This is a genomic window from Streptomyces sp. NPDC052496 (genome assembly GCF_040679095.1).
In the GTDB taxonomy this organism is placed as follows: Bacteria; Actinomycetota; Actinomycetes; order Streptomycetales; family Streptomycetaceae; genus Streptomyces.
On record NZ_JBFAUH010000003.1, the window covers coordinates 301,933 to 323,594 of the forward strand.

Here is a 21,662-nt window from a genome sequence, read left to right on the forward strand (position 1 = left end):
GACGTGAGGGAGGGAGTCGCCGGGGCGGTGGCGCGTCCGCCCCGGTATGCCCGCACCGCGGCGCACGCACTCACACGGGCGGATCGACGCGGGCCAGTGCGCGCAGCGCACGAGGCATGAAGCGGGACAGCAGGTGGGCGCCGCGCGCTTCGGGTGTGACGGGGACGACCGCCTCGTTGCGCACGACCGCGCGCAGGATCGCGTCGGCGACCTTCTCCGGCGGGTAGTTGCGCAGCCCGTACATCCTGGAGACCTTGGCCTGGCGGCGCTTCTCCTCGTCGGCGGTCAGGCCGGTGTAGCGGGCCGTCGCGGTGATGTTGGTGTTCACTATGCCGGGGCAGATGGCCGTGACACCGATGCCCTGACCGGCCAGTTCCGCGCGCAGGCACTCGCTGAGCATCAGGACTGCCGCCTTGGAGGCCCCGTACGCGGACAGGATCTTCGAGGGCTGGAAGGCGGCGGCGGAGGCGGTGTTGACGATGTGGCCGCCCTGGCCGCGCTCGGCCATCTGCCGGCCGAAGAGCCGGGAGCCGTGGATGACACCCCACAGATTGACGTCCAGCACCTTCTTCCAGTCCTCGGTGGTGGTGTCCAGGAAGGCGCCGGACAGGCCGATGCCGGCGTTGTTGACCAGCACGTCGACGGTGCCGTACTCGGCGGCGACCTTGTCGGCCAGCTTCTCCATGGCGGCCTCGTCCGAGACGTCCACCATCTCGGCCCAGGCCTGCGGGGCGCCGACCAGCCGGGCCAGGTCGGCCGTACGGGCCGCGCCCTCGGCGTCCCGGTCGACGGCGACGACGCGCGCGCCCGCCTCGGCGAACGCGAAGGCGGTGGCCCGCCCGATGCCGCTGGCGGCACCGGTGACCAGCACCAGCTGCCCGCCGAACCGGTCGGCGTACGGGCCGGGGGCGACGATCTCCTTGGCCGGGTCGCCCTCACCCTCCTCCTTGGACGTCACGAACTCGCTGATCCAGGCGACCAGCTGGTCCGGCCGCGTGCGCGGCACCCAGTGTCTGGCCGGGAGGGTGCGCCGCACCAGCTGCGGCACCCAGTGGTCGAGATCGTCGTAGAGCCGCTCGGACAGGAAGGCGTCGCCGGTGGGCGTGATCAGCTGTACCGGGCAGTGGGCGTAGGCGTCGGCGCGCGGGCGGCGCAGCCGGGCACGGACGTTGTCGCGGTAGAGCCATGCGCCGTGCGCCGCGTCCGTGGGCAGGGACGGCGTCGGGTAGTCACCCGGCGGCACCTTCTCCACCCGCTGGAGGATCCTCGGCCAGCGCTTGCCGAGGGGGCCCTTCCAGGCCAGCTCGGGCAGGAGCGGGGTGTGCAGCATGTAGACGTACCAGGACTTGGCGCCCTGGTTCAGGAGCTGGGCGGCGCGGCGCGGGGTGGGGCGGGACGCGCGCTTCTTGATCCAGTGGCCGAAGTGGTCCAGCGACGGGCCGGACATCGAGGTGAAGGAGGCGATCCGGCCTTCGGTGTGCCGCACCGTCGCGAACTCCCAGGCCTGCACCGAGCCCCAGTCGTGGCCGACCACGTGGACCGGCCGGTCCGGGCTCACCGCGTCCGCGACGGCGAGGAAGTCGTCGGTCAGCTTCTCCAGTGTGAAACCGCCGCGCAACGGTTTGGGCGCGGTGGACCGGCCGCAGCCGCGTACGTCGTACAGCACCACGTGGAAGCGGTCGGCCAGGCCGCGGGCCACCTCCGACCACACTTCCTTGCTGTCCGGGTAGCCGTGCACCAGCACCACGGTGGGCCGCTCGGCGTCGCCCAACTCCGCGACACACAGCTCCACTCCACCCGTACGGACCCAGCGCTCGCGAGCGCCTGCGAGCCCGCCCTGATCCGCCCCCTGCCCCGGTCCTCGCCCCTGCCCCGGCTTGCTCATGCGGCCTTCTCCTCCTGCCAGCGCCGCACGTGCGGCAGATCGTCGTCCAGCCAAAAGGCGCTTTCCTGCGGGTCGGCGGAGTCCGTCACGACGAGGATCTCCTCGAACTTCGCGCCCGTCCCCCGGAACCCGAGGTGGGGTTCGACCGCCCACAGGCCCGGCTGCGGTGGGTGGTCGGAGAACCTGTACGGGCTCCACAGCGGCGACCAGCCGTCGCGGTGGCCGTGCAGCGCGTCGGAGGCCAGGCCCTTGAGGGACTGCGTGCCGAACCCGAACACGGTGGGGGACCAGCGGCGGGCCTTCACCCGGTCGATCTTGTGGGCTATGACGCCGAAGGGGTAGGCGCGGTGCCGGTTCACATAGCCCTGCCGGACCATGAGCCGTTCGACGTCCTCGTAGATCTCGCGCAGCGGGCGGCGTTCGCGCACCTCGCGCAGGATCAGCTCGCGATGGGCTTCGAGGTCCGCCAGCAGCCGGTCGTGGACCGGGTTGAGGCCCAGGCAGCCGGAGTATCCGATGTCGGCGGTGTATCCCTGGTGGACCGGCGCCATGTCGAGGATGAACGCCATCCCGGGCTCCAGGCGCCGGTCGGTGGGGAAGAACTGGAGCGGTATGCGGAAGCCCGTGAACGCCGTACGGTCGCCGAACCAGGCGAAGGGCAGGTGGAACCAGTCCCGGACACCGCGCTCGCGCAGCCACACGCGCTGCATCCGCGCCGCCTCCCGCTCCGTCACCCCCGGCCTGAGCTGCGCGGCGACCGCCTCGGCGCAGGCGTACGCCAGTCGCTGCACTTCCCTGAACCCCCGCAGCTCGGCGGGGAGTTCACGCCTCCCGCCGCCCCTCCGGGCCGCTGCGGCCCCTGTCGCTGAGGTCATCGCCAACCGTCCGTCCCGTAAACCGTCCATCGCGGTACGTGCCCGTAACTTGACACTGATGAATGTGACAATGCCTGGCGGCGACGTCAAGGGGTCGGTCCGCGCCTGTGGAAAACTCGCGCCTCCCGTCCACCGCGCCCCGGCCCGCACTCCAGGGGGACCGAAAGCAGGACCTCCCCTACGGGCCCCTACGCCTGTGGTCGGACCCCGATCCAGCCGCCAGGTCTGACGACCGCTGTGGTGCGCGCCACTACCGTCGATGACGTGACTGTGATCGTGACCGAAAGCCTGAGCAAGCGGTACCCGCGGGTGACCGCGCTGGACCGGCTCACCGTTGACATCGGCCCCGGGGTGACCGGCCTGGTGGGTGCCAACGGCGCCGGCAAGTCCACCCTGATCAAGCTGCTGCTGGGTCTCGCCCCGGCCAGCGAGGGGTCCGCGACCGTCCTCGGCCTGGACGTGGCCCGGGAGGGCGGCGCCATCCGGGAGCGCGTCGGCTACATGCCGGAGCACGACTGCCTGCCGCCCGACGTCTCGGCCACCGAGTTCGTCGTCCACATGGCGCGCATGTCGGGCCTGCCGCCGACCGCGGCCCGCGAGCGCACCGCCGACACGCTGCGGCACGTCGGCCTCTACGAGGAGCGCTACCGCCCCATCGGCGGCTACTCGACGGGCATGAAGCAGCGGGTGAAGCTGGCGCAGGCGCTGGTCCACGATCCGCAGCTGGTCTTCCTGGACGAGCCGACCAACGGCCTGGACCCGGTCGGCCGTGACGAGATGCTGGGCCTGATCCGCCGCGTGCACACCGACTTCGGCATATCGGTCCTGGTCACCTCGCACCTGCTCGGCGAGCTGGAGCGCACCTGCGACCATGTCGTCGTCATCGACGGCGGCCGGCTGCTGCGCTCCTCCGCCACCGACGACTTCACCCAGCTCACCGCCTCCCTCGCCATCGAGGTCACGGACACCGACGAGCATCCGGACGGCACGGCGGCGCTGCGCGCGGCCCTGACCCGCGCCGGGATCGCGGTGACCACCGCGGCCCCCGGCTCGGAGAGCGGCGCCTCCGCGGCCCACGTGCTGTACGTGGAGGCCACCGGCGAGGAGACGTACGACCTGCTGCGCGACACCGTCGCCGGTCTCGGTCTCGGCCTGGTCAGGATGGAACAGCGCCGGCACCGCATCTCCGAGGTCTTCCAGAGCGGTGACGCGGCGAGCGCGCCGGGTGCGGACGGCGCGCAGCCCACTGCGGCGCGCCCCACCGCACCCCACTCCGCCGCGTCCCACCCCACCGCCTCCGCGACGACCGCCCACCGAGCCACCAAGGACGGAGGCGCCCCCGATGCCGCCTGAGACCAGGAACCCCGCCACCGCCGCAGCGGCGCAGGACGTCATCCACGACATCGGTTACCGGCACTTCGACGGCCCCCGCCTGGGCCGCGCCTACGCCCGCCGCTCCCTCTTCTCGCAGAGCCTGCGCGGTGCCTACGGACTCGGCCGCTCGCCGAAGTCCAAGGTGCTGCCGATGCTGCTGTTCGCCGTCATGTGCCTGCCGGCGGCCATCATGGTGGCGGTCGCGGTGTTCACGAAGATGAAGGACCTGCCGGTGGCGTACACCCAGTACGCGATCTTCCTCCAGGCGGTCATCGGCCTCTACCTGGCCGCTCAGGCACCGCAGTCCGTCTCCCGGGACCTGCGTTTCAAGACGGTGCCGCTGTACTTCTCGCGCCCGATCGAACGTATCGATTACGTGGTGGCGAAGTTCGCGGCCATGGCCAGTGCCCTGTTCATCCTGACCGCCGCGCCGCTGCTGATCCTCTTCGTCGGCGCGCTGCTGGCCAAGATGGACTTCGTCGACCAGACCAAGGGGATGGCCCAGGGCCTGGTCTCGGTGGCGCTGCTCTCGCTGCTCTTCGCCGGCGTCGGCCTGGTGATCTCCGCGCTGACCCCGCGCCGCGGCTTCGGTGTCGCCGCCGTCATCGCCGCGTTGACGATTCCGTACGCGGCGGTGAGCGCCGTCCAGGGCATCGCCGCCGTACAGGGCCAGGAAGGGGTCGTGGGCTGGCTCGCGCTGTTCTCGCCCGTCACCCTGATCGACAGTGTGCAGGCGACGTTCCTCGGGGGCACCGCGTCGTTCCCCGACGAGGTCCAGCCGTCCACCGCGGCCGGGCTGGCGGCCCTCCTGGTCACCCTGCTGGCCATCGCGGGCTCGTACGCCCTGCTGATGCGCCGCTACCGCAAGGCCGGCCTGTGATCGCCCGCCCCGCGCCCCTGAAGGCGCACCCGACGCCCGCCACCAGCCCCCGAAGGAACGGGCCGCGCCCATGACGACCATCCAGATCGACCACGTCTCCCGCTGGTTCGGCAACGTCGTTGCCGTCAACGACATCACCATGACGATAGGCCCCGGTGTCACCGGCCTCCTGGGCCCCAACGGCGCGGGCAAGTCCACCCTGATCAACATGATGGGCGGCTTCCTCGCCCCGTCCGGCGGGTCCGTCACCCTCGACGGACGCCCCATCTGGCGCAACGAACGCATCTACCGCGACATCGGCATCGTGCCCGAGCGGGAGGCGATGTACGACTTCCTCACCGGCCGCGAGTTCGTCGTCGCCAACGCCGAACTCCACGGCCTGGGCCGGGACGCCGCGCGGCGCGCGCTGGCCACCGTCGAGATGGAGTACGCGCAGGACCGCAAGATCTCCACGTACAGCAAGGGCATGCGCCAGCGCGTGAAGATGGCGTCGGCGCTGGTCCACGACCCGTCCGTACTGTTGCTGGACGAGCCGTTCAACGGCATGGACCCGCGCCAGCGGATGCAGCTGATGGACCTGCTGCGGAGGATGGGCGCCGAGGGCCGCACGGTCCTGTTCTCGTCCCACATCCTCGAAGAGGTCGAGCAGCTGGCCTCGCACATCGAGGTGGTGGTCGCCGGGCGGCATGCCGCGTCCGGTGACTTCCGCAAGATCCGCCGCCTGATGACGGACCGGCCGCACCGCTACCTCATCCGCTCCTCCGACGACCGCGCGCTGGCCGCCGCCCTGATCGCCGACCCCTCCACGGCCGGTATCGAGGTGGACCTCCAGGAAGGCGCGCTGCGCGTCCAGGCCGTCGACTTCCCGCGCTTCACCTCCCTGCTGCCGCGCGTCGCCCGCGACCACGGCATCCGCCTCCTGACGGTCTCGCCCTCCGACGAGTCCCTGGAATCGGTCTTCTCCTACCTCGTCGCGGCCTGAAAGGAGCCTGAAAGCGATGTCAGCGACCTCATCGGTCCGGCCGGACCCGTCCCCGGCCCCCGCCACGGGCCCCTCGGCGGCCCCGTCGTTCTTCAACCCCACCGTCGCCCGGCTCACCTACCGGGCCCTCCTCGGCCGGCGCCGCGCGCTGATCCTCTTCGCGCTGCCCGCCCTCCTGATCGTCATCGCCGTCGCCGTACGGGCCCTGGCCGGTGCCGACGATTCCACGGCCAACGGCGTACTGGGCACGTTCGCGCTCGCCACGATGGTGCCGCTGATCGGCGTCATCGCCGGTACGGGCGCGATCGGCCCCGAGATCGACGACGGGTCGGTGGTCTACCTGCTGGCCAAGCCGCTGCGCCGGTCCTCGATCATCTTCACCAAGCTGGTCGTGGCCATCGGTGTGACGGCCGCCTTCTCGGCCGTCCCGATACTGATCGCCGGCTTCGTCCTCAACGGCAACAGCCAGCAGATCGCGGTCGCGTACGCGGTCGCCGCGGCCGTGGCCTCCGTCGCGTACAGCGCGCTGTTCCTCTTCTTCGGCACGGTCAGCCGGCACGCGGTCGTCTTCGGTCTGGTCTACGCCCTGGTGTGGGAGACCCTCTTCGGCAACCTCGTACCGGGCGCGCGGACGCTGAGCGTGCAGCAGTGGGCCCTCGCGGTGGGCCAGAAGATCGCTATGGAGGGCGCGATCACCTCCGAAGTGGGACTGCCCCTCGCGGTGATTCTCCTGGTGGCCGTGACCGGCCTGGCGACCTGGTACGCGGCCCGCAAGCTGCGGTCGCTGACGCTGGCGGGGGAGGAGTAGCCCGCGTTCCGCCTCCGCCGTCCGCTGTCCTGAACAGAGGCCCGGCTGTCTCCCGACGTACGGGGCAGCCGGGCCCCCGCGTTCACGGCCACGCAAGGAACGCGTCAGCTGCCGCTCACACCGCGCAGAACTCGTTCCCCTCCGGATCCCGCATCAGCCACCAGCGCCCGGCAGGCCCCTGATCGACCTCGCGGACGCGCGTCGCCCCCAACTCCTCCAGCCGGTCCACCAGCGCCTCAAGGCCGCCGGGCCCACTGTGGACGTCGATGTGCAGCCGGTTCTTGCCCGCCTTCTCCTCGGGCACCTCCTGGAAGAGCAGCCGCCGCCCACGCCCGACACCACTGGCCGCGTCGAACGGGTCCTCAGGGTGCCGGATGCCGGCATACCCCCGGAACGTCTTGCGGCCACGGTGCACGACAACCGCCTCGTCGCCTATGTGCCCCGCGGCCAGCAACTGCTCGACGAGAACGCTCGGGTTCTCGACCTCGTACTCCAGGGCCGCGGCCCAGAAGTCCGCGAGAGCGGGGGCGTTCGTGCTGTCGATGACCAACTTCCACGTCAGTGCCATGGGGGAGTTATATCCGGTGCCACTGACAACGGACCGTCACTGACGACGGACCGGTGCCCGTCACTGACACCGGGCCGGTGCAGAGAGCGCCCCGACCAGGCCGCCCCGTAACGAAGCGACCCCTCCCCTACGCCCCGATCCGCCGATCCCGCCCCGCGCCCATCCCCAGCAGCACCAGGCCCACGCAGACGGCCAGCAGCAGGACGATCGGCACCGTCCAGCCGTGTGTCGCCTGGTGGACTGCGCCGAGGACCAGGGGGCCGGCGGCGGCCAGGAGGTAGCCCCAGGTCTGGGCCATGCCCGAGAGGCGGGCGGCGGTGTGGGCGTCTCCGGAGCGGAGCACCATCATCGTCAGGGCCAGGCCGAGTGCGCCGCCCTGGCCGATGCCCAGGAGGACGGCCCAGATCCAGGCGCCGGCCACCGGGGCCACCAGGAGGCCGACGATGCCGCAGGCCATCAGGGCGGTGACGGCGACGGCCAGCAGCCGCTGCCGCCGCATCCGGCCGGCGAGCATCGGGACCACGAACGAACCGGCCATCTGCACCAGGGTGCTGAAGGCGAAGACCAGCCCGGCCGTGGCCTTGCTCATCCCGTGGTCGGTGAAGATCGTCGGCATCCAGGCGATCATCACGTACGCGATCAGCGACTGCGACCCCATGAAGAGCGTGACCTGCCAGGCCAGCGGCGTACGGCTCAGGTTGGGCCCGTCCTCGGTGGCGTGCGCCGGCGTCGCGGCGGCCTGGCCGTGCCGCGTACCGCGCCGCGCGATCACGGCCTGCGGGATCCAGACCACGGCGGCGACCGCGGCCAGCAGCGACCAGGAGGCCAGCGAACCCTGCCAGCCGCCCAGTGCGTTCTCCAGTGGCACGGCGGAGGCCGCCGACACGGTGGCGCCCAGGATCATCGCCGTCGAGTACAGGGCGGTCATGCCCGCGGCCTTCTCCGGGAAGTCCCGCTTGATCAGGCCGGGCATCAGGACGTTCAGCAGGGCGATGGACGTACCGACCACAGCGCAGCCGACGAACAGCGCGACGACCGGCGGGGCGATACGCAGCAGGATGCCGCCGCACAGCAGGACCAGCGCGCCGCAGAGCACCGTCTCGGTGCCCCAGCGGCGGGCCAGCCGGGGCGCGGCGATCGAGCCGAGGCCCATGAAGACGAGCGGGATGGTGGTCACGAGGCTGCTCGCGGTGGCGGCCAGGTGGTAATGGTCGCCGATCTCGCTCACAAGGGGGGAGACGCCGGCCAGCGCGGCGCGCATGTTCAGTGAGGCGAGCACGATGCCGAGCAGGACCAGGACCGGGTGGGCGCGCAGCCGGCGGCGGGCCGCGGCGACCGGCGGCGCCGGGGCCAGATCCTCCTCGGCGTCGATCAGTGGTGCTTCGGGCCTGGTCCCTGACATGGGTGGGTGACTCTCCTTGCGTGGGGTGGGGGTGGTTGGACGGGTGCGGTCCTTGGGGCGCGTCATGGGGGCGCGTCATGGGGGCGCGTCATGGGGGCGCGTCATGGGGGCGCGTCATGGGGGCGCGTCATGGGGGCGCGTCATGGGGGCGCGGAAACGTTTCTGCGAGAGGGGGTGGTGCGGGGACGGGCCCGCTCACCGCTCCGCGAGCAGCGCCTCCACCGCCTGTTTCGGCGGCTCCAGCAGCGCGCGGGCGGCCCGTTCGGCGGCTTCCGGGTCGCCGGAGGCGATCGCGTCGAGGACGGCCCGGTGGTCGCCGTGCACGATCCGCGGCATCAGCTCGTCGCCGAGCGAGGACACCAGCGCCTCGCGTACGGAGCTGCTGAACCAGGCGTACGTGGCGGTCAGCGCGGTGTTGTGCGCGGCCTCCACGACGGCCCGGTGGAAGGCGACGTCGTGATCGGCGTACAGCTCCAGGTCGCCGCCGAACGGCTGCCCGCCGGCGGCCTCCAGCGCGGCCTGGGCGTCCAGCGCGGCGCGCATCCGCTCCAGGTCCTCCGGCCGGTGCCGCTGGGCCGCGAGCCGGGCGGCCTCCGCCTCCAGGGCGATACGCAGCTCCAGTACGTCCCGGACCCCGGCCCGCTGGACGCCGCGCATGATGTCGCCCGGGTCGGTACGGGAGAGGACGAAGGTGCCCTCGCCCTGCCGGGAGCGCAGCATGCCGGCGTGCACGAGGACGCGTACGGCTTCGCGGACGGTGTTGCGGCCGACCTGGAGCTGTTCGGCCAGGGCGTGCTCGGTGGGGATGCGCTCGCCCACCGGCCAGGTGCCGGCGGTCAGCTGGGCGCGCAGGGCGTCCACGACGGTGTCCACGAGGGACTGCCGTCCCGCTGCCTGCAGCGCCATGCGTGTCTCCTGGAGTCCGGGCCCGATGTGGGCGGTTCAGGGCCTGATCCCGGGTGGGGGGCGCCCGGTTGCCCCGTCATCCTACAACTGATGAGTGCAGTGTGCACGGAGTTCTGGGCTCCGTGCTCTGTGCGCCGTGTTCTGTGCGCTGTGTTCTGTGCGCCGTGTTCTGTGCTCGTGCACACTGCGTACCGGATACGGACCGTCCGGGTGACTCAGGGCCTGGGCCCGTACGTGCCCCCGTACGGGCCCCGTCCGTCCCCCCCCGTACACGCCCCGTACGGCCTCACAGCCCGATGTCGCGCTCCTGGATGTCCGCCAGCGACTCCCGCCGTACGAGGACCCGCGCGTGCCCGTCCGCGACGGCGACCACCGGCGGGCGGCCGACGAGGTTGTAGCCCGAGGCCATGGACAGGTGGTACGCGCCCGCCACCGGTACGGCGATCAGGTCCCCCGGCCGCACGTCCCCGGGCAGCCGGACGCCGGCGGCGAGCACGTCGCCGGCCTCGCAGTGCCGTCCCACCACGTTCACCGGTTCGGGCGCGGCGGACGACGGCCGTCCGACCAGCCGGGGCGCGTAGCGCACCCCGTACAGCGCGGGCCGCGGGTTGTCGCTCATCCCGCCGTCGACGGCGACGAAGGTGTGCTCACCGGTCCGCTTGACGGACAGCACCCGGTACAGGACGACCCCTGAGGGCCCCGCGATGGCGCGGCCCGGCTCGACGGTCAGCCGGGGCACCGGCAGCCCGGCCGCCGCGCAGCCGCCCGCCAGCTCGGCCCGTACCTTGGCGCCGAGCGCCGCGATGTCCATGCTGTCCTCGCCGGGCCGGTAGGCGACGCCGTGGCCGCCCCCGATGTCCAGCTGCGGCAGCGTGACGCCGTGCTGTTCGCGGATCCGGGCCAGCAGCCCGACCAGCCGCCGTACGGCCGACAGGTAGGGCTTCACGGTGGTGATCTGCGACCCCAGGTGGCAGTGCAGCCCGACCAGGTGGAGCCGCGGCTGGCCCAGGATGCGGGTGATGGCGTGCTGCGCCGAACCGTCGGCCAGGGACAGGCCGAACTTCTGGTCGTCGGTGCCCGTACGGATCTTGGCGTGCCCGCCGGCGGCGATGCCGGGCACCACCCGTACGAGGACCTGCTGCCGGGTGCCGGCGGGCACCGCGGCGGCCAGCCGGGCGATCTCGGAGGTGCTGTCGATGACGATGCGGCCGACCCCGAGGCGCAGCGCGGCGCGCAGGTCCTCGGGGCTCTTCGCGTTGCCGTGCAGCACGATGCGGGCGGGCGGGAAGCCGGTGGTGACGGCGAGTTCCAGTTCGCCCGCGGAGCAGACGTCCAGGCCCAGGCCCTCCTCGCGTACCCAGTGGGCCATGGCGCGGCACAGGAACGCCTTGGCCGCGTACAGCACGTCGGCGTCGGGGAAGGCGCGCAGGTAGGCGCGGCAGCGGGCGCGCACCTCGGCCTCGTCCAGGACGTACGTGGGGGTACCGAAGCGGGCGGCGAGTTCGGTGAGGGGGACGCCGCCGACGGCGAGGTCGGCGTCGGGCAGTTCGGCCGTCGAGGCTGGCCATACGCCCAGGTCGGCGGGGCGGGTGCGCGGCGGATCGGTCCGCCGGCCGGCGGGGGACTGCGGTGTCGTGGTCGTCACGGTCATGGTGGTCGTACGCCCCTTCTCAGACGGCCCGCAGCAGCGGCGTACGGGGAGTACCGGGGGCGAGGCGCGGGTCCACGGTCAGGACGGCGGCGCCGAGCGGTTCGGTGAGGGCGCGCAACGCGGGCTCGGCGAGCCGGATCCACGGCTGGTCGCTGCCGAGCGCCGCGGCGAGCCGTTGCGGGGAGGTGAAGCCGACGGCGGTACGGCCGCCGAGCGGGGTGCGGAACAGGCGGGCCGTACAGCCCGCGGGGCCCGGCCGGACGGGGACGAACAGCAGCCCGGCCGGGACGGGTTCGGCAGGTTCGGGATCTTCCGCGTACAGGTGTTGCTGGGACACGGCGTCGCTCCTCGCGCAGGACTGGCCCCGGACCGGTGGAGTGATGAGAAGTGCCGGGGCTCCTCCTCGACGCTATGCCCGTACCGGCACGCGCACGGCGGCGTACTGACGCATCATTGACGGCCCGTGGACGCCCCTTGACGCGATGCTGGTGCCCCGGCGCACGCACCGGTGCACGGAAACGACGTGCGCCCCGGCGCGGGCCCGTGCATACGCCTGGGCATATGCCGATTCGCGGCACGTCGCCGCCCGGGATCCACGAGGATCGCGCTGACCGCTGACCGCTGACCGCTGACCGCTGACCGCTGACCGCTGACCGCTGACCGCTGACCGCTGACCGCTGACCGCTGACTGACCTGCACACCGTGGTAAGCCCTGTCGTGATCATGGGGCCCTGCACTGGGAGACGTCTTGTTCACCATCGGAGAGTTCGCAGGCCACGGCCGAGTGTCGGCCCGGATGCTGCGCCACTACGACGCCATCGGGCTGCTGCGCCCGGCCCGTACGGACCCGGTCACCGGATACCGCTACTACGAGGCCGGCCAGCTCGCCCGCCTCAATCGCATCATCGCCCTCAAGGACCTCGGCTTCAGCCTCCAGCAGGTGACGGCCATCCTGGACGAACAGGTCAGCGCGGCGGAACTGCGCGGCATGCTGCGGCTGCGCCGGGCCGAACTGGAGGCGGCGGTCACGGCGGCCGGCGCCCGCCTGGCCCGGGTCGAGGCACGGCTGCGGACGATCGAGAGCGAGGGGCGGATGGCCGCCGACGAGGTGGTGGTCAAGCGGGTGGAGGCGGTACGGGTCGCCGAACTGACCGGCACGGCGGCGAGCTTCGGGCCCGAGGACGTCGGCGCGGTCATCCGGCCGCTGTACGACGACCTGTTCCGGCGGCTGGCCGCCGCGGACATCGAGCCGTCGGGCCCCGGAATCGCGTACTACGAGGACGCGCCAGGGGGCGGGGACCGCATCACGGTGCACGCGGCGGTCGTGGTCGAGGCCGCGCCACGGCCGTCCCACGACTTCGCGATCGTGGACCTGCCGGCGATCGGGCAGGCGGCCACGGTGGTGCACCGCGGGCCCATGGAACGGGTGCTGCCGACCGCCCAGGCGCTGGCCCGCTGGCTCGACGACAGCCCCTACCGCTCGGCCGGGTACCCGCGGGAACTGACGCTGGAGTGCCCGGAGGACCGGGAGGGCTGGGTGACCGAGTTGCAGGAGCCGATCGTCGTGGAGTGAAGGGGGCGGGTGGGCTCCGGGGAGGCCCGAGGCCCAAGGGGCCGGAGCCAAGGGGCAGGGGCCGGTGGTCAGGGGCGGGGGCTGGTGGCCAGGGCCGGCGCCGGGGGCCAGGCATCGGGAGCCGCGGGTCACTTCGGCGCCGTATCGTGCGCTCCAGGTGCGCCGGCGCACGTAGGGGCGCGCGTGCTCCCGTGTGCCTCGACCTCCGCAGAACGTCGTGTGCGGGACCTTGCGCCCGAACCGCTGTCCGTTCGGGTAGCTGTACGCGATGCCGCCGTACCCACCGACGCATCCGCCCCGAGTGACCCGGTCACCGTCCCGAGCGTCCCGTTCACCGTCTCCAGCGTCCCGTTCACCGCCCCGAGCGTCCCGTTCACCGTCTCGGCGAACTCCACCGCCACCGGGCTCAGCGCCGCCCACTGCCGTACCGCCCAGCCGGCCGCCAGCGGCGGCAGCCCGGGGACCGGGATCAGCCGCAGTGCCGGATGCCCGGCGCCCCGCCAGCCCGGCAGGTCCGGTACGACCGCGTGCCCGACGCCCAGCTCCGCCAGCAGGATCGCGGTGTCCCAGTCGGCCACGCTGGTGGAGCTGGCGGGCGTGGCGGCCGGCCCGGGCCCGGTCTCCGGCCGCCCCAGGTGACCGTCGAGCCGCATCCGGGAGACGGAGTTCTCCGGCAGCCGGATGTGCCGGATGCCGGACAGGCCGCCCGCCAGCTCACCTGGCTCGATGTGGTCCCGGGCGGCGAGCGGGTCGTCGGACCGTACGGCGAGCACCCACGGCAGCTCCAGCACCGGGTGCTGCTCGATGCCGCGTACGGGCGGGCCGATGGTGATCCAGGCCAGTTCGGCGGTGCCGTCGGCCACCGCCTCGAAGCAGCGGCGGCCGGAGTTCTCGGTCTGGAACTCCAGGTCGACGTGCGGGTGACGGGCCCGGAAGGCGACCACCGCCGCCGACATGAAGTGCCGTACGGTCGTCGCTCCCGTGGTGATCCGCAGCGTGCCGCCGTGGCCCTGGCGCAGGTCGGCCAAGCGGCGCAGGGCGAGGTCCAGTTCGGCGAGCGAGCCGGTCGCGGCGCGGCACAGGATGCGGCCCGCCTGGGTGGGGGCCACGCCGCGCGACTGCCGCTCCAACAGGGCGATACCCGCCTCCCGTTCGAGCCGTTTGACGCGCTGGCTGACCGCCGACTGCGTACAGCCCAGGTCACGGGCGACGGAGCTCAGGCTGCCCGCTTCGCAGACGGCGACGAAGGCACGGAGGTCGTCGAGGGTCACCAACCCAAGGTATAGCTGGGGGGTTTGGAAGAAAACCCGAGGATTGACTTGGGTGCGCGGCCGGGGCGAGGATCGGTACAGGGCCCAGGGCGGCCACCCGGAACCGGTTACGGCGCCGTACGGTTCCGGGGGCCGACCCGACACGGGCCGGCCCCCGGGGCGAGGGTGCCGTACGGACCGGCCGCACGACTCGCCGTACGGGTGGTGCCGTACGGCCCCCGCGTCACTTCTGGCCGGCGCCTACGGGAACCTCGCCGCCTCCCGAGCCCGTGCCCTGCGAGCCGACCGAAACCGGACCCGCCGAACCCGGGTCTTCCGCGCTCGGTCCCGCCGAACCCGAAGCGGCCGGAGCGTTCCGGCCCCCGGCCCGCTCCTCGCTCCGGTTCCGTACGACAGCCAGCACCAGCAGTCCAGCCACCACCGCCACCACACCCGCGACCAGCGACACCCGGGTCAGGCCGTGCACGTACGCGCTACCGGGTGCGGCGTGCGCGCCCGCGGACCGCATGCCCTGGGTGAAGACCGTGCCGAGGATCGCGATGCCGAGCGCGTAACCGAGCTGGCGGAAGGTGTTCACCGCGCCGCTGGCCATGCCGGCGCGCTGGGGCGGGGCCGCGCCGAGCGCCGCCGAGACCAGCACCGGCATCGACATGCCGATGCCGAGGCCGCTGACGAGCAGGCCCGGCACGAGGACCGCCCAGCCGGAGTCGTCGTTCAGCAGCAGGACGTGCAGCAGCGGGCCCGCGCCGATCAGCAGGAGGCCGATGCCGATCGGCAGCCGCGGCGCCAGGCGGTGCAGGAACCGGCCGCCGAACATGCCCACGGCCATCGACGCCACCGCCATCGGCAGCACCGCGACACCGCCCATCACCGGGCTGAGCCCCAGGATGTTCTGCACCCACAGGCCCACGTACGTCAGGTACGGGAACGCCGCGGCCTGGAGCAGCAGCGCGGCCGCCATCAGTACGGCGAAGGTCGGGCGCCGTAGCAGCTTCAGGTCCAGCAGCGGCTGCCGCGCGCGGCGCTCCACGACGACGAAGGCGAGCAGCGACAGCAGGGCCACCGCCAGCGCCAGCAGGGTGCCGGACTCGGTCCAGCCCTCCTCACCGCCGCGCATCAGTCCGTACGTCAGTGCGCCCGCGCACAGCGTGAACGCGCCGGCGCCCGGCCAGTCGATACGCGCCGTGCGGTCGCCGTGCGACTCCTGGACCGACCGCAGGGTGATCCAGACCGCCACCGCCGTCAGCGGCAGGTTGACCAGGAAGATCGCCCGCCAGTCCACGTACTGGGTCAGCACGCCGCCCAGCACCGGGCCGACCGCCGCCGCGGCACCGCTCGTACCGCCCCAGATGCCGAACGCGACCCCGCGGTCACGGCCCTGGTACGCGGCCATCAGCAGCGGCGTGTTGGTGGCGAACATGGCCGCCGCGCCCACGCCCTGCACCGCCCGCGCGGCGATCAGCACGCCCTCGTCGGGTGCCAGCCCGCAGGCGAGCGAGGCCAGCGCGAAGAGCCCGAGGCCCGCCAGGTACAGCTTGCGGCGCCCGAGCAGGTCGGCCGCCGAACCGGCCACCATCAGGAGCGCGGCCAGTGCCAGCGCGTAGATGTCCATCACCCATTGGAGCGAGGTGAAGGAGGCGTCCAGACCGTCGGCGATCCGCGGCAGCGCGGTGTTCACGATCGTGACGTCGACGAGCAACATGAAGTTGCCCAGGGTGATGGCGACCAGTGGCCACCATCTGCTCCGCCCGTTGTGCATCAAGAACCTCTGTGGTCGGTGAGTGTGTCGTGTTTCCGTTCCGTCCCCCGCACCAGAGTCCGGTCCGTGCCCCGCCACTCCCAGCCAGAGCGTCGCGCGCGGCGCGATCCGACACGGGTTAGCCTTTGGTGGTGAAAACCGACGGCTTCGACCAGCTCGACCGGAGCCTGGTCCACGCCCTCCAGCTCGACGGCCGGGCGCCCTTCAGCCGTATCGCCGAGGTCCTCGGCGTCTCCGACCAGACCGTCGCGCGCCGCTACGGCCGGCTGCGCAGCGCGGGCATGATCAAGGTCCTGGGGCTCACCGACCCGGCCGCGCTCGGCGAGACCGAGTGGATCGTACGAGTCCAGTGCACCCCCGACGCGGCCGTCGCGGTCGCCGAGGCGCTGGCCCGGCGCCCCGACACGTCCTGGGTCAGCCTGATGTCCGGCGGCACCGAGATCGGCGTGGTCTGCCGCTCCGCGAGCAGCCAGGACAGCGACGCGCTCCTCCTGCAGAAGCTGCCGCGGACACCCAGCGTGGTCGGCGTCACCGCGCACTGCGTGGTGCACGAGTTCTTCGGCGGTGCGCTCGGGCTGGTCAACAAGTCCGGCGCGCTGACCGAGGAGCAGGCCGGACAGCTGCGCCACCCGGTGTCCGCGATGGCGCGCGCCCGGGCCGCCGACCCGCCCGGACGGACGGTGCCCGTCACGCTCACCGACGCCGACCGGCGCCTGCTGGACAGCCTCGCCGAGGACGGGCGCACCGGCCTCGCCGAGCTGGCCGCCGCCACCGGCTGGTCGCAGTCCACGGTCCGCCGCCGGCTCTCCGAGCTGCGTGCCCAGGGCGCCCTCTATTACGACGTCGACTACGACGCCCGGCACTTCGGGCTCGGCGTCATGGTCTCCCTCTGGCTCTCCGTCGCCCCCAGCGAACTCGCCGCCACCGGCACGGCCCTGGCCCAGCACCCCGAGGTGGCGTTCGCCTGCGCCACCACCGGCCCGCACAACCTCTTCGCGTCGGTCCTGTGCCCGGACGTGCGCTCCCTCTACACGTACCTGACCACCCGGATCGCCGCGCTGCCCGCCGTACGGAACATGGAGACGGCCCCGCTGATCCGCCGCCTCAAGGGCGCCGGGCCGTACGGGTACGGCCGGATCTTCTCCGGACCGCCCGCCTCCGCATCGGTCCCGGGCCGCGCGCGATGAAGCCGGTGCTCCCCTCCTCGCCCGTCGACCGGGTGGCCGCCTGGGTACGGGCCGCCCCCGGTACCCACATCTGGCTGCTGATCATCGGCGTCACCAGCCTGGTGATCGCCGGCGCCAGTGAGGGCCTGGAGGCCTTCCTCCTGCACCGCACCAGCAGCAACATCCACGAACTGGACCGGCACCCCCTCTCCTCCCTCCTCATCAGCGGCTTCTGGATCGAGAACCCGGCCTCCTTCCTCCTCTACGCGGTCCTCTTCGAGCTGGTGCACGCCAACGTCGAACGCTGGCTGGGCACTTGGCGCTGGCTGCTGACCGTCGGCGTCGCCCACATCACCGCCACCCTCGCCAGCCAGGAACTGGTCCTGCTCGCCATCGAGGGCCACCGGCTGCCGCGCTCCATGTCACACGTCGTCGACATCGGTGTCTCGTACGGCCTGGCAGCGGCAGCCGGCCTGCTCACCTACCGGCTGCCGCCGCCCTGGCGGTACCTCTACCTCGCGTCCGTCGCCGGCTTCTTCGGCGTCCCGCTCCTGTCAGGCGCCACGTTCACCGACATCGGCCACGCGATCGCCCTCATTCTTGGTCTCGCCGCTTGGGCCTTGACCCCGGATGCCGGTGCGGGCGGGGCTGGGGACGCGACTGCGGACGGGGCGACGAACCCGGATCCGGACGCGGACCCGAACGCAACTCCCGGACATCCTCCGCCAGATCACTGAGCCGTTCACTCATCGCACACACGACGCGGTTCGTAGCGTCCAGCCGCCGGTCCAGCCGGTCCAGCCGTACGGAGATCCGGCCGATCACCGGTCCCAGGTCCCGCAGGGCGGGCCCGATGTCGGCGAGCGACGACTCCACCCGAGTGACCCGGTGATCGAGCGACTCCAGCGTCGGCGCCGGCCTGGTCTGCCGGGACGACCGCACTTCCTCGACCCGTCCCCGCGCGTCCTCCTCGACGTCCAGGAGGTACGTACGGACCGCCCGCGCGACCTCGCTGTCGCGGAGGAGCATGGCGATGTTGAGGAGGGTTCGGCGGGTGTAGAGGGTGAGGTGGACGCGGCCCTGTGGATAACTTTCCGCTGAAAGCTTCACGTTGGAGCTTTCAAAGATCCGCAGGTCAGAGCCCTTGAGAACGTGCATCCCGTTCTCGGACAGCTCCGCTCGATGCCGCCGCATCAGGCTGTTGACGGCGCGGTCGCCCACCTCGAAATAGTCGGCGACCATCCGCGTCGTGACATGCAGCCCGTCGGGCAGCAGCACCAGCGCCTTCACCTTGTCCAGGACGCCGACGCGTCCCAGCCCCATCACACTGTCGCGCATAGCCCGCGACTCCAGCAGTACAGCTTCGGGTGGCATGTGCATGCCCTCCACTCAGACCAGAACGGCTCCGGAGGGACACTCTGTCCCCCTGGACTGAACGCCCGTATCCAGGGCCCAGGAGCGGAGGCTGCTCACGGATGCCACTACCTCTATGTCCGGTTCTCAGTCGTACGGCTGCACCGCTTCACGACCGTCGCCGGCAAACCCCAGCACTTCACGCACTCTCGACGCCTCGAACTCCAGTTGCCTCCACGCACAGGGGACAACGAGTCGATAAACGTACAGTTACCCCGTCCCGGGCATGACGTCGCGCGTACGTTCCGAAAAGACGATCGACGTGGCCGGGGCGGCCGGGGGCGGCTCAGGCCCCGTACAGCCGCTCCAGGACGACCGCGATGCCGTCCTCCTCGTTGGAGGCCGTGATCTCGTCCGCTACGGCCTTGAGTTCGTCGTGGGCGTTGGCCATGGCTACGCCGTGGGCGGCCCAGCCGAACATCGGGATGTCGTTGGGCATGTCGCCGAAGGCGATGGTGTCGGCGGCCTTCACGCCCAGGCGGCGGGCGGCCAGGGAGAGGCCGGTGGCCTTGGAGAGGCCGAGGGGGAGGAGTTCGACGACGCCTGCGCCGGCCATCATCACGCCGACCAGGTCGCCGGCGGCCTCGCGCGCGGTGCGGGCCAGTTCGTCGTCGCTCAGCGTCGGGTGCTGGATGTAGACCTTGTTCAGGGGGGCTGCCCACAGGTCGCCGGGGTTCTGGATCTCCAGGTTCGGCAGCGGGCCCTCCTGGACGCGGTAGCCCGGGGTGACCAGCACCTCGCCGTCCAGGCCGTCCCGGCTCGCGGCCAGGAACAGCGGGCCGACCTCCGCCTCGATCTTGGCGAGGGCCAGCCCGGCGAGCTGCCGGTCCAGGGTGACCGAGGTCAGCAGCCGGTGTTCGCCGGCGTGGTAGACCTGTGCGCCCTGCCCGCACACCGCTATGCCGTCGTAGTCCAGCGCATCGAGGATGTGCCGGGTCCACGGCACCGCGCGGCCCGTGACGACGATGTGCGCGGCCCCGGCCGCCGTGGCCGTGGCCAGGGCGGCGCGGGTGCGCTCGGAGATCGTGTCGTCGTGCCGCAGCAGCGTCCCGTCGAGGTCGGTCGCGACGAGTCCGTACGGCAGCGGGCGGGCCGGGTCGGCCCGGTGCGCGGGTTCGGGAGCGGTGGTCACCGGGCGACGGGCTCCAGGATCTCCCGGCCGCCCAGGTAGGGGCGCAGCATCTCGGGGACGCGTACGGAGCCGTCCGCCTGCTGGTGGTTCTCGAAGATCGCCACGATGGTGCGGGGCACCGCGCAGAGCGTGCCGTTGAGCGTGGCGAGCGGCTTGACCTGCTGCTTGCCGTCCTTGTTCGTCCGCATCCGGACGGACAGGCGGCGGGCCTGGAACTCGTCGCAGTTCGAGGCGCTGGTCAGCTCGCGGTACTTGCCCTGGGTCGGGATCCACGCCTCGCAGTCGTACTTGCGGGAGGCGGAGGCGCCGAGGTCACCGGTGGCCACGTCGATCACCTGGAAGGGCAGTTCCAGGCCGGTCAGCCACTGCTTCTCCCAGTCCAGCAGGCGCTGGTGCTCGGCCTGCGCGTCCTCGGGGTCGACGTACGAGAACATCTCGACCTTGTCGAACTGGTGCACCCGGAAGATGCCCCGGGTGTCCTTGCCGTACGTACCGGCCTCGCGGCGGAAGCACGGCGAGAAGCCCGCGTAGCGCAGCGGCAGCTTGTCCGCGTCGACGATCTCGTCCATGTGGTACGCGGCGAGCGGGACCTCGGAGGTGCCGACGAGGTAGTAATCGTCCTTCTCCAGGTGGTACACGTTCTCCGCGGCCTGGCCGAGGAAGCCGGTGCCCTCCATGGCGTGCGGGCGCACCAGGGCCGGGGTGAGCATCGGCGTGAAGCCGGCCTCGGTGGCCTGCGCGATCGCGGCGTTGACCAGCGCAAGCTCCAGGAGCGCGCCGATGCCGGTCAGGTAGTAGAAGCGCGAGCCGGAGACCTTCGCGGCGCGCTCGACGTCGATGGCGCCGAGCGCCTGGCCGAGCTCCAGGTGGTCCTTGGGCTCGAAGCCCTCGGCGGCGAAGTCGCGCGGGGTGCCGACGGTCTCCAGGACGGTGAAGTCCTCCTCGCCGCCGACGGGCACGTCGGGGTGGACGAGGTTGCCCAGCTTCAGCAGGAGGGACTGGGTCTCCTCCTTGGCCTGGTCCTGCTCGGCGTCGGCGGCCTTGACGGCGGCGGACAGCTCCCCGGCCTTCTTCAGCAGCGCGGCCTTCTCGTCGCCGGTGGCCTTGGGGATGAGCTTGCCGAGCGACTTCTGCTCGGCGCGCAGCTCGTCGAAGCGGACGCTTGAGGTCCTGCGCCGTTCGTCGGCGGAGAGCAGTGCGTCGACGAGCGCGACGTCCTCTCCACGGGCGCGCTGGGAGGCGCGCACACGGTCGGGGTCCTCACGGAGCAGGCGAAGGTCAATCACCCCACCAGGCTACCGGGGCACGGCCCGGACCTTCGACGCCATATTCTCCGCGTGGCGCTATGTCCGGTTTGTTGTTGTTTATTGTGTTTGGTGCGCTCGATTATTCCGGGCGGTACGGCACGGTAAGGCCGGGCGAGGGGGCACATAAGAGGCGCATAAGGGGTGTGGGGGGGAGTGGGTCGGAGGCGCACGCGGAGTGCGGGAAGTGCGGGCAGGGATCGTACGGGCGGGCGAAAAGTGGCGGAAAAACGCGCTGGGAAAATCTTGCGCCGGCGCCGGTGCCGGGGTAACCGCCTCGTGGGCGGCGGACGCGTTCCCTTGTGGGTGGGCGGAGTTGGCGGGCGGCGCGAGGCGGCGGGTGACGAGAGTTGTACCCAGGGTTGTCCACAGGCGCGGAAGGTTACGGAACTTTATCCACAGGCTGTGTGTGGAATCTGTGGAAGTCGGAAGAGGTGCTTCCGTTTCAAGAATGCGTTGCCAGGGATTCACCGACGAAACCCCGAGTGGACGCTCTTTCGTGTGGGATTTCCTCGCCCTAAAGGATTGTTCGCCCAATTTGCGCTGACGCGGGGCAGGGTTCGGCGCTGTGGAAGGTGCGGGCGGTCGGTAGAGCAATATGTCGACTCTGCCCGGGTTACGATGGCCGCCGTGTCGACTTATCCCCAGGTCGAGAACGGGGGCTGTGGATAACTTTGTGGACAACCTCAAGACCCCAGACCAGGCCCCCGGCG

At 72.0% G+C, this 21,662-nt stretch carries 18 protein-coding genes; 7 read left to right on the forward strand and 11 right to left on the reverse strand.

What is annotated here, in order from left to right; translation table 11 throughout:
- Positions 1-70: 70 nt before the first annotated feature.
- Positions 71-1,885 (reverse strand): SDR family oxidoreductase, encoded by a 1,815-nt coding sequence (locus AB0L45_RS06765; protein ID WP_365836841.1) that lies wholly within the window; start codon positions 1,883-1,885, stop codon positions 71-73.
- Positions 1,882-2,760, reverse strand: coding sequence for a M24 family metallopeptidase (locus AB0L45_RS06770; protein ID WP_365836843.1), 879 nt, complete (start codon positions 2,758-2,760; stop codon positions 1,882-1,884). Before AB0L45_RS06770 ends, AB0L45_RS06765 begins: the two co-directional genes overlap by 4 nt.
- 264 nt (positions 2,761-3,024) lie before the next feature.
- Between AB0L45_RS06770 and AB0L45_RS06775 the strand changes: the two genes are divergently transcribed.
- The 4 genes from AB0L45_RS06775 to AB0L45_RS06790 all read left to right on the forward strand — a co-directional run bounded on the left by AB0L45_RS06775 (position 3,025) and on the right by AB0L45_RS06790 (position 6,804).
- A complete protein-coding gene (locus tag AB0L45_RS06775) occupies positions 3,025-4,113 on the forward strand; it encodes an ABC transporter ATP-binding protein (RefSeq protein WP_365836845.1) in 1,089 nt (362 codons plus the stop codon).
- On the forward strand, positions 4,103-5,014 hold the full coding sequence (locus tag AB0L45_RS06780; protein ID WP_365836847.1) for an ABC transporter permease subunit: 912 nt from the start codon (positions 4,103-4,105) through the stop codon (positions 5,012-5,014). Before AB0L45_RS06775 ends, AB0L45_RS06780 begins: the two co-directional genes overlap by 11 nt.
- A gap of 70 nt (positions 5,015-5,084) precedes the next feature.
- Positions 5,085-5,996 (forward strand): ABC transporter ATP-binding protein, encoded by a 912-nt coding sequence (locus tag AB0L45_RS06785; RefSeq protein WP_365836849.1) that lies wholly within the window; start codon positions 5,085-5,087, stop codon positions 5,994-5,996.
- Positions 5,997-6,012: 16 nt separating this feature from the next.
- On the forward strand, positions 6,013-6,804 hold the full coding sequence (locus AB0L45_RS06790; RefSeq protein WP_365836851.1) for an ABC transporter permease subunit: 792 nt from the start codon (positions 6,013-6,015) through the stop codon (positions 6,802-6,804).
- Positions 6,805-6,919: 115 nt separating this feature from the next.
- Here the strand turns inward: AB0L45_RS06790 and AB0L45_RS06795 are convergent, their stop codons facing one another.
- From AB0L45_RS06795 to AB0L45_RS06815, 5 genes are all read right to left on the reverse strand, one after another.
- Positions 6,920-7,372, reverse strand: coding sequence for a VOC family protein (locus tag AB0L45_RS06795; protein WP_365836854.1), 453 nt, complete (start codon positions 7,370-7,372; stop codon positions 6,920-6,922).
- A gap of 127 nt (positions 7,373-7,499) precedes the next feature.
- Positions 7,500-8,774: an MFS transporter gene (locus tag AB0L45_RS06800; RefSeq protein ID WP_365836856.1), complete on the reverse strand. Its 1,275-nt coding sequence runs from the start codon at positions 8,772-8,774 to the stop codon at positions 7,500-7,502.
- A gap of 195 nt (positions 8,775-8,969) precedes the next feature.
- On the reverse strand, positions 8,970-9,680 hold the full coding sequence (locus AB0L45_RS06805; RefSeq protein ID WP_365836858.1) for a FadR/GntR family transcriptional regulator: 711 nt from the start codon (positions 9,678-9,680) through the stop codon (positions 8,970-8,972).
- 286 nt (positions 9,681-9,966) lie between these two features.
- Positions 9,967-11,331, reverse strand: coding sequence for a diaminopimelate decarboxylase (lysA, locus tag AB0L45_RS06810; RefSeq protein ID WP_365836860.1), 1,365 nt, complete (start codon positions 11,329-11,331; stop codon positions 9,967-9,969).
- A 19-nt stretch (positions 11,332-11,350) separates the two neighbouring features.
- A complete protein-coding gene (locus tag AB0L45_RS06815) occupies positions 11,351-11,668 on the reverse strand; it encodes an SAV_915 family protein (RefSeq protein WP_365836862.1) in 318 nt (105 codons plus the stop codon).
- A 411-nt stretch (positions 11,669-12,079) separates the two neighbouring features.
- Here AB0L45_RS06815 and AB0L45_RS06820 point away from each other — a divergent pair, with 411 nt between their 5' ends.
- The gene (locus AB0L45_RS06820; protein WP_365836864.1) at positions 12,080-12,904 is read left to right on the forward strand and encodes a MerR family transcriptional regulator; all 825 of its coding nucleotides are present in this window, start codon (positions 12,080-12,082) and stop codon (positions 12,902-12,904) included.
- A 128-nt stretch (positions 12,905-13,032) separates the two neighbouring features.
- Here the strand turns inward: AB0L45_RS06820 and AB0L45_RS06825 are convergent, their stop codons facing one another.
- Both AB0L45_RS06825 and AB0L45_RS06830 read right to left on the reverse strand, forming a co-directional pair.
- The gene (locus AB0L45_RS06825; protein WP_365836866.1) at positions 13,033-14,175 is read right to left on the reverse strand and encodes a LysR family transcriptional regulator; all 1,143 of its coding nucleotides are present in this window, start codon (positions 14,173-14,175) and stop codon (positions 13,033-13,035) included.
- 223 nt (positions 14,176-14,398) lie between these two features.
- Positions 14,399-15,934, reverse strand: a complete 1,536-nt coding sequence (locus AB0L45_RS06830) for an MFS transporter (RefSeq protein ID WP_365836868.1) — start codon at positions 15,932-15,934, stop codon at positions 14,399-14,401.
- 131 nt (positions 15,935-16,065) lie between these two features.
- Between AB0L45_RS06830 and AB0L45_RS06835 the strand changes: the two genes are divergently transcribed.
- Positions 16,066-17,121 carry an Lrp/AsnC family transcriptional regulator gene (locus AB0L45_RS06835; RefSeq protein WP_365836870.1) on the forward strand — a complete coding sequence of 352 codons (1,056 nt, stop codon included), beginning with the start codon at positions 16,066-16,068 and terminating at the stop codon, positions 17,119-17,121.
- The gene (locus AB0L45_RS06840; protein ID WP_365836872.1) at positions 17,118-17,837 is read left to right on the forward strand and encodes a rhomboid-like protein; all 720 of its coding nucleotides are present in this window, start codon (positions 17,118-17,120) and stop codon (positions 17,835-17,837) included. The genes AB0L45_RS06835 and AB0L45_RS06840 overlap by 4 nt, the downstream gene beginning before the upstream one ends.
- A gap of 962 nt (positions 17,838-18,799) precedes the next feature.
- On the opposite strand, the gene AB0L45_RS06845 is transcribed toward AB0L45_RS06840, so the two are convergent.
- Both AB0L45_RS06845 and serS read right to left on the reverse strand, forming a co-directional pair.
- Entirely contained in the window at positions 18,800-19,645 is an 846-nt protein-coding gene (locus AB0L45_RS06845; RefSeq protein ID WP_365836874.1) for an HAD family hydrolase, read from the reverse strand.
- Positions 19,642-20,931 (reverse strand): serine--tRNA ligase, encoded by a 1,290-nt coding sequence (gene serS, locus AB0L45_RS06850; RefSeq protein ID WP_365836876.1) that lies wholly within the window; start codon positions 20,929-20,931, stop codon positions 19,642-19,644. The genes AB0L45_RS06845 and serS overlap by 4 nt, the downstream gene beginning before the upstream one ends.
- Positions 20,932-21,662: the final 731 nt, after the last annotated feature.

What these genes read in the sequence shown, in the direction of transcription:
- AB0L45_RS06765 (WP_365836841.1), bottom strand. Translation starts at nt 1,885, where the DNA reads ATGAGCAAGCCGGGGCAGGGGCGAGGACCGGGGCAGGGGGCGGATCAG.
- AB0L45_RS06770 (WP_365836843.1), bottom strand. Translation starts at nt 2,760, where the DNA reads ATGACCTCAGCGACAGGGGCCGCAGCGGCCCGGAGGGGCGGCGGGAGG.
- AB0L45_RS06780 (WP_365836847.1), top strand. Translation starts at nt 4,103, where the DNA reads ATGCCGCCTGAGACCAGGAACCCCGCCACCGCCGCAGCGGCGCAGGAC.
- AB0L45_RS06785 (WP_365836849.1), top strand. Translation starts at nt 5,085, where the DNA reads ATGACGACCATCCAGATCGACCACGTCTCCCGCTGGTTCGGCAACGTC.
- AB0L45_RS06790 (WP_365836851.1), top strand. Translation starts at nt 6,013, where the DNA reads ATGTCAGCGACCTCATCGGTCCGGCCGGACCCGTCCCCGGCCCCCGCC.
- AB0L45_RS06795 (WP_365836854.1), bottom strand. Translation starts at nt 7,372, where the DNA reads ATGGCACTGACGTGGAAGTTGGTCATCGACAGCACGAACGCCCCCGCT.
- AB0L45_RS06800 (WP_365836856.1), bottom strand. Translation starts at nt 8,774, where the DNA reads ATGTCAGGGACCAGGCCCGAAGCACCACTGATCGACGCCGAGGAGGAT.
- AB0L45_RS06805 (WP_365836858.1), bottom strand. Translation starts at nt 9,680, where the DNA reads ATGGCGCTGCAGGCAGCGGGACGGCAGTCCCTCGTGGACACCGTCGTG.
- lysA (WP_365836860.1), bottom strand. Translation starts at nt 11,331, where the DNA reads ATGACCGTGACGACCACGACACCGCAGTCCCCCGCCGGCCGGCGGACC.
- AB0L45_RS06830 (WP_365836868.1), bottom strand. Translation starts at nt 15,934, where the DNA reads ATGCACAACGGGCGGAGCAGATGGTGGCCACTGGTCGCCATCACCCTG.
- AB0L45_RS06840 (WP_365836872.1), top strand. Translation starts at nt 17,118, where the DNA reads ATGAAGCCGGTGCTCCCCTCCTCGCCCGTCGACCGGGTGGCCGCCTGG.